General features: G+C 71.5%; 6 protein-coding genes. 1 reads left to right on the top strand and 5 read right to left on the bottom strand.

The features are described 5' to 3' along the window. The coding region (locus QL987_RS08665) for a M60 family metallopeptidase (protein WP_290157243.1) at window positions 1–1,271 on the top strand (1,271 nt) is incomplete at its 5' end. 85 nt (window positions 1,272–1,356) lie between these two features. On the opposite strand, the gene QL987_RS08660 is transcribed toward QL987_RS08665, so the two are convergent. The 5 genes from QL987_RS08660 to QL987_RS08640 all read right to left on the bottom strand — a co-directional run bounded on the left by QL987_RS08660 (window position 1,357) and on the right by QL987_RS08640 (window position 6,191). Continuing rightward, complete coding sequence (locus QL987_RS08660; RefSeq protein WP_111075664.1) at window positions 1,357–2,655, bottom strand: citrate synthase; 1,299 nt, start codon at window positions 2,653–2,655, stop codon at window positions 1,357–1,359. A gap of 179 nt (window positions 2,656–2,834) precedes the next feature. Beyond that, window positions 2,835–3,953: a succinyldiaminopimelate transaminase gene (gene dapC, locus QL987_RS08655; protein WP_290157242.1), complete on the bottom strand. Its 1,119-nt coding sequence runs from the start codon at window positions 3,951–3,953 to the stop codon at window positions 2,835–2,837. A gap of 3 nt (window positions 3,954–3,956) precedes the next feature. Beyond that, complete coding sequence (gene fdxA / locus QL987_RS08650) at window positions 3,957–4,271, bottom strand: ferredoxin (RefSeq protein WP_110903275.1); 315 nt, start codon at window positions 4,269–4,271, stop codon at window positions 3,957–3,959. Between the two features lie 39 nt (window positions 4,272–4,310). Further along, window positions 4,311–5,567 carry a PIG-L family deacetylase gene (locus QL987_RS08645; RefSeq protein WP_290157239.1) on the bottom strand — a complete coding sequence of 419 codons (1,257 nt, stop codon included), beginning with the start codon at window positions 5,565–5,567 and terminating at the stop codon, window positions 4,311–4,313. Window positions 5,568–5,642: 75 nt separating this feature from the next. After that, window positions 5,643–6,191 (bottom strand): hypothetical protein, encoded by a 549-nt coding sequence (locus tag QL987_RS08640; RefSeq protein WP_221849960.1) that lies wholly within the window; start codon window positions 6,189–6,191, stop codon window positions 5,643–5,645. Between the last annotated feature and the right edge of the window lie 137 nt (window positions 6,192–6,328).

Genomic DNA, 6,328 nt, shown 5'->3' with positions numbered 1-6,328 from the left:
CCCCCGAGCACACCTGGCCCACCGTCACGAGCGGCCACACCGACGTCCCCGTCATCCCCCTCGGCAGCGCCGCCGCCGCACAGGAACGTGACGGCACCCAGGCGGCACGGAGCGACCTCCGCCAGGCCGGCCGCTGGATCCGCGCACACCAGACGTTCGTCGTCGAGGTCCCCGAGGGCGTCACCGACGCCGAGGTCGCGATCGGGCAGCACGGCACCTACTTCGGCGTCAACGGCTGCCGCGACCTGGGCGTCGCCACCCAGGCGCTGCACCCGGGCCAGAACCTGATCACCGCGCCGCACGACGGCCTGGTCGGCATCATCGACCGGAGCACCAGCGACCGGGGCACGATCGTGGTCCGCGGTGGGGCACCCGTCCCGACCTTCGTCGCCGGGGTCACCGCACGTGCGGACTTCGACACGCAGCTGCAGAACTGGGACCGATCGCCGTTCTTCTCCCTGATCGGCGAGCGCGTGCAGGCGGACGTCCTCCGTGCCGACGCCACCTCGCCGAGGAGCGACCAGAACGAGGAGCTCATCGCCGGCGACGACCTGGACGTCCGGATGGCCCGCTGGGACGCGACGGTCCGAGCGAACGAGCGGTTCTGGGGCGTCGAGGACACCGGTCACCGCGTGCACATCGAGACCCCGAGTTACGGCGTCGCCGGTGCGAACGCGCCGACCAACGTCCACCCGGGCTGGGTGGCGTTCCCGACCGACTCCGCGTCGCCGCACAACCTGTTCACGAGCGACGGCTCCGCGGCGGGCGAGCAGGCGCTCCGGAACGCCGTCGGTCGGGTCTTCCAGCAGGACGCACTGCGGTGGAGGAACGACCGGGGGCAGACCGACGGGACGATCTCCCAGGACCTGGCGAGCGTCGTCCTCGAAGAGCAGGTACACCAGCGCAACCCGCTGGACTCGTGGCGCGCGAAGGTCGAGCAGTTCCGTCAGCAGCCGGTCGCCGAGCGTGACTTCTGGTCGAACCAGATGAACGGGATGACCCGGCACCTGGTCTTCGACCAGCTCCGCCGCGCCTACGGCGAGGACTTCATCGCCACCGTCTCCGCACGCGTGCGTTCGGACGTCGCGGCGGGCAGCGACCGGGAGGCACGCCGCGCCTTCGTCCTGCAGGCCACGCACGTCGCGGGGCACGACCTCACCCCGTTCTTCGAGCAGTGGGGCGTCCAGGTGGAGGACGACCTCCGCCCGCACCTCGCCGAGTACCCGGCACTCGAGGCGCCGATCTGGGACGACTTCGACGCCCTGGACTGAACGGACGGGAGGCCCGTGGCCGGTCATGCAGACCGGTCACGGGCCTCCCGTCGGTCAGCGCACGCCGACGCGAGCGGCGACCACGTCAGCGCTGCGGCAGGTCCCGCTCCGGGTACCCCACGTACAGCTGCTGCGGGCGGCCGATCTTGTTGAGCGGGTCGTTGTTGAGCTCGCGCCACTGCGCGATCCACCCGGGCAGCCGGCCGATGGCGAACAGCACCGTGAACATCCGCGGCGGGAAGCCCATCGCCTTGTAGATGATGCCCGTGTAGAAGTCGACGTTCGGGTAGAGCTTGCGGCTGACGAAGTACTCGTCCTCGAGCGCGATCTGCTCGAGCTCCTTCGCGATGTCGAGCAGGTCGTCCTGCACGCCGAGGGCCTCGAGGACCTCGTCCGCGGACTCCTTCACGAGCTTCGCGCGGGGGTCGTAGTTCTTGTACACGCGGTGTCCGAAGCCCATGAGCTTCACCCCGCGCTCCTTGTTCTTCACCCGCTCGACGAAGCGCGTGACGGGCTCGCCGGAGTCCTTGATCTGCTGCAGCATCTCGAGCACGGCCTCGTTCGCGCCGCCGTGCAGCGGACCGTAGAGGGCGTTGATGCCGGCGGAGATCGAGGCGAACATGTTCGCCTTCGTCGACCCCACCAGGCGCACCGTGGCGGTCGAGGCGTTCTGCTCGTGGTCCTCGTGCAGGATGAGCAGCCGGTCGAGCGCCTTCGAGAGCACCGGGTTCGGCTGGTACGGCTCGGCCATCGTGCCGAAGTTGAGCCGGAGGAAGTTGTCGACGAAGGACAGCGAGTTGTCCGGGTACAGGAACGCCTGCCCGATGGCCTTCTTGTGGGCGTACGCGGCGATGACCGGCAGCTTGGCGAGGAGCCGGACGGTCTGCAGCTCGACCTTCTCCGGGTCGTCGACGTCCATGTCGTCCTCGTAGTACGTCGACAGGGCGCTGACCGCGCTGGACAGGACGGACATCGGGTGCGCCGAGTGCGGGAGCGCGTCGAACAGGCGGCGCAGGTCCTCGTGCAGCAGCGTGTGCCGCCGGATCCGGCTGTCGAACGCGTCGAGCTCGCTCGGGCTGGGCAGCTCGCCGTAGATGAGGAGCCAGGCGACCTCGAGGAAGGTGCAGTTCGAGGCGACCTGGTCGATCGGGTAGCCGCGGTACCGCAGGATCCCCTGGTCGCCGTCGATGTAGGTGATGGCGCTCTTCGTCGAGCCGGTGTTCACGAAGCCGTAGTCGAGCGTGTTCAGCCCGGTCTGCTTCTTCAGCGTCGAGATGTCGATCGTGGAGGCTCCGTCGACGCTCTGCAGGATCGGGAACTCCGCCGTTCCCCCCGGGTACGTCAGCGTGGCCGTCTCGGTCGCCTGTTCGGCGCCGGGGCTCACGGGCACGGGCGTCGTGGGCGGTGTGGCCGTCTTCTGAGCGTCGTTGGCAGTGTCAGTCACGCTGGACAGCCTAATCGCGGCGACTGTCGGTCCGGTACATGCAGCTGCTCAGGAGTTTGGGTGGAACCGCTGTTGTGCAGACGCGTCGCCGATGGGCTGGTGGCCGGACGGGAGGCCCGTCAGCCGTTGGCCACCCGGCCTGCGCTGGCGAGACGCTGGGCTGCGGCGGCGATCCGGTCGTCTGTCGCGGTCAGCGCGACGCGCACGTGGCGGGCGCCGGCGGCCCCGTAGAACGTGCCCGGGGCGACGAGGATGCCGTGCTCGGCGAGCCAGGCGACGGTGTCGAGCGCGGGCTCGTCGCGGGTCGCCCAGAGGTACAGGCCGGCACCGCTGGCGTCGATGCGGAAGCCGGCGCGTTCGAATGCCGTCCGGAGCACGTTCCGTCGGTTGCGGTACCGGGTCTTCTGCTGGTGGACGTGGGCGGTGTCCTCGAGCGCGACGATCATCGCGTGCTGGACGGGCAGCGGCGGCATCATGCCGGTGTGCTTGCGGATCGCCAGGACGTCGGCGAGCAGGGCCGGGTCGCCGGCGACGAACGCGGCGCGGTAGCCGGCCAGGTTCGACTGCTTGGACAGCGAGTAGACGCTGAGGACGCCGTCGAACGAGTCGCCCACGACACGGGGGTCGAGGATGGTCGGGGTCGGCGAGGTGTCGTACGGGGCGTCCCAGCCGAGTTCGGCGTAGCACTCGTCGCCCACGATCACGGCGCCGAGTTCGCGGGCGCGGACGACGGCGGCGCGCAGCTGCTCGATCGAGAGCACGCGTCCGTCGGGGTTGCCCGGCGAGTTCAGCCAGACGAGCTTCGTGCTCGACGGCCACGCGGCGGGGTCGTCGGCGGCCAGGGCGTCGGCGCGCACCAGGGCGGCGCCGAGTTCGTAGGTCGGGTACGCCGCTTCCGGGAACACGACCGTGTCGCCCGGGCCGAGGCCCATCCAGAGCGCCAGGCCCGCGATGAACTCCTTCGACCCGATCGTCGGCAGCACGTGGTCGGCGGTGAGCTCGACGCCCTGTCGCCGGCCGTACCAGGCCGCGATCGCTTCACGGAGGGCCGGGGTGCCGGCCACCTGCGGGTAGGCGTGCGCGTCGGTGGCGTCGGCCAGGGCGCGTCGGACGACGTCCGGGGTGGGGTCGACCGGCGACCCGACACTGAGGTCGACGATGCCGCCGTCGTACGCCGCGGCGCGCTGCTTGTACGGGGCGAGCTGGTCCCAGGGGAAGTCGGGCAGGTCGAGCGGCACGGGTCAGGCCCGCGGCTGCGCCATGACGACCGGGTGGTCCGCGTGGATCACGCCGACCTTGGCTGCACCACCGGGCGAACCGATCTCGGAGAAGAACTCGACGTTCGCCTTGTAGTAGTCGGCCCACTGCTCGGGGAGGTCGTCCTCGTAGTAGATGGCCTCGACCGGGCAGACCGGCTCGCAGGCACCGCAGTCGACGCACTCGTCCGGGTGGATGTACAGCGACCGGTCACCCTCGTAGATGCAGTCCACGGGGCATTCGTCGATGCACGCGCGGTCCTTGACGTCGACACAGGGCTGGGCGATCACGTAGGTCACGAGCGAGTGCTCCCTTCCGGGGGTTGAGCGACTGCCAGCCTACTCGTGCGGGGCTGCGACCACGGACCGCGCCCCGTCCGACGGCTGCTGTCCGTCCGTCGGGCGGTGCCCGTTCGTCGGCGGGTGGGCACGGAGCCCGGTGAGGTCGGGCCAGGCGAGGACCAGCATCGCGACGACCGCCGGACCGAACGTCCACACGTAGCCGGCGGCGTTCGCCAGGACCAGCGGGGAGGTCGCTCCGGCCACGGCGACGAGCACCTGGGTGGCGAGGATGATCCCGATGCCGACCGCCGCGACGAGCAACCGCGACCGGTACAGCAGCCGGACGCCGACGACGATGCCGATCACGATGAGGCTGGTGATGACCATGCCGATCGGGGCGGTGCTCCACGAGCCGATCTCGACGGTCTGCTGGTGGGTGATCGTGCCGAGGGCGCCGACGAGGACACCCACGACGGCGGCCACGACGACCGCGGTGGCCTTGCCCTGCCCGGACATCTCGGCGTAGGTCTGCGGGGCGGCCGGAGCCGGGGGTGCGTCGTGCCGGAAGGCCTCGACCGCGGGTACCTGGTGCCGGACGCCGTGCGGCATCACGTACGACAGCGACGCGGGGTCCTGCGGGTCGACGGGGTCGACGGCGACCTGGCTGCGGTACTGCTCGAGCGCCGCTCGGACCCGCCCACGCACCGGCAGGACGTCGACGGTCAGGTCGGCGAGCCCGGAGTCGGCGTCCACGATCATCGAGAACGGGACCTCTTCGGCCTGCGCGGCGTACCGGGCTGCGGCGTGGATGCGGAGGTGGTCCGGGTGCCCGTAGCCGCCGTCGTCGCCGTAGCTGACGACGGCGTCGGCGCCGGTCGAGCGGATGGCGGCGCGGACGTCGTCGACGACCTCGCCGAGGTCCGCACGGGTCAGCGAGTCGGCGGGAGCGTCGCCGGCCGAGGTGGCCCGGCCGTCCGGCCCCCACTGCATGCCGGAGTCCGTGTAGCGCCGTGCCGGGAGGTCCGTGGGCCGGGCTCCGGGACCGCCGAGCCAGAGGTGCGCGGGACCGCCCAGGGCAGCCAGCGCGGCAGCGATCTCGGTCTCACGGTGCGCGGCGACCCGGAGGCCGTCCCCCGCCAACGGCGCGAGCTCGCTGGTGAGCATCTCGCCGCGCTCACCACGGGTGGCCGTCAGGACGGTCACGTGGGCACCGAGTTCGAGCAGCGTCGCGATGGTGCCGCCGGACGCGAGCGTCTCGTCGTCGGGGTGCGCGTGGACGAAGAGGACGCGCTCGGGGCGTGTGACCGTGGACATCGCCTGCAAGCGTACGGGACGTCGTCCGGGCAGCGGCCGGACGAAGCGGAGGTGAGCGGCCGGACGGAGCGGAGGTCAGCGGGGTGTGACGATGTACGTCGCGGTGGCGCCACCGTCGTGGTCGGACGAGAAGGTCACGACGACGCGGTGGTCGTCGCTCCGGAACAGCCCGAAGGCGCTCGACGAGTCGGCACGCTCGGCCGACTTGGTGAAGCCGGCGTCCGCGAGCTGCTGCGCGGCCCGGGCGAAGTCGTCGACCGAGGACGTGTGCACCTGGACGACCCACCCGGAGCCCGCGGGTCCGGCTCCCCCACCGAGGACGGTGCCGTCGACGAGCGGGACGGCCGCGGACGGGAAGCCCGCGGGCACCTGCCCGTCGCTCGTCACCTTCGTGCCCTTGAGTGCGGTGTCGAGGGCGCCGTCGATCCCACCCGCGACCTTCGCCATGCCCTGTTGGATCGCGGCGCCGTCGATGCCCTGCACGGACTCGGAGACACTCGACGCCACGGACGAACCGAGGTCGGTCGCCTGGGTGAGCGTCTCGGTGGAGCAGCCGCTCAGGCCGGCGAGGGCGACACCGGCGGCGACGGCGGCGGTCAGGGAGGTGCGGATCGGGTGACGCATGCCGGTACCGTAACCGCCCCGACCTCGAACTGGTCGAGCATCGGCTGGGTGATCACCCGCACTGGGGTCATCGGCGCCGGCTCATCGGCGCCGGGTCATCGGCGCCGGGGTCACCGCCGCCGTGGACGACCCAGCGC

It is taken from the genome of Curtobacterium sp. APC 4022, assembly GCF_030407555.1.
In the GTDB taxonomy this organism is placed as follows: domain Bacteria; phylum Actinomycetota; class Actinomycetes; order Actinomycetales; family Microbacteriaceae; genus Curtobacterium.
Note: the sequence above shows the minus strand (reverse complement) of the source record. Positions and strands in the feature narration are given on the sequence as shown.

What these genes read in the sequence shown, in the direction of transcription:
- QL987_RS08645 (WP_290157239.1), bottom strand. Translation starts at nt 5,567, where the DNA reads ATGTCCACGGTCACACGCCCCGAGCGCGTCCTCTTCGTCCACGCGCAC.
- QL987_RS08640 (WP_221849960.1), bottom strand. Translation starts at nt 6,191, where the DNA reads ATGCGTCACCCGATCCGCACCTCCCTGACCGCCGCCGTCGCCGCCGGT.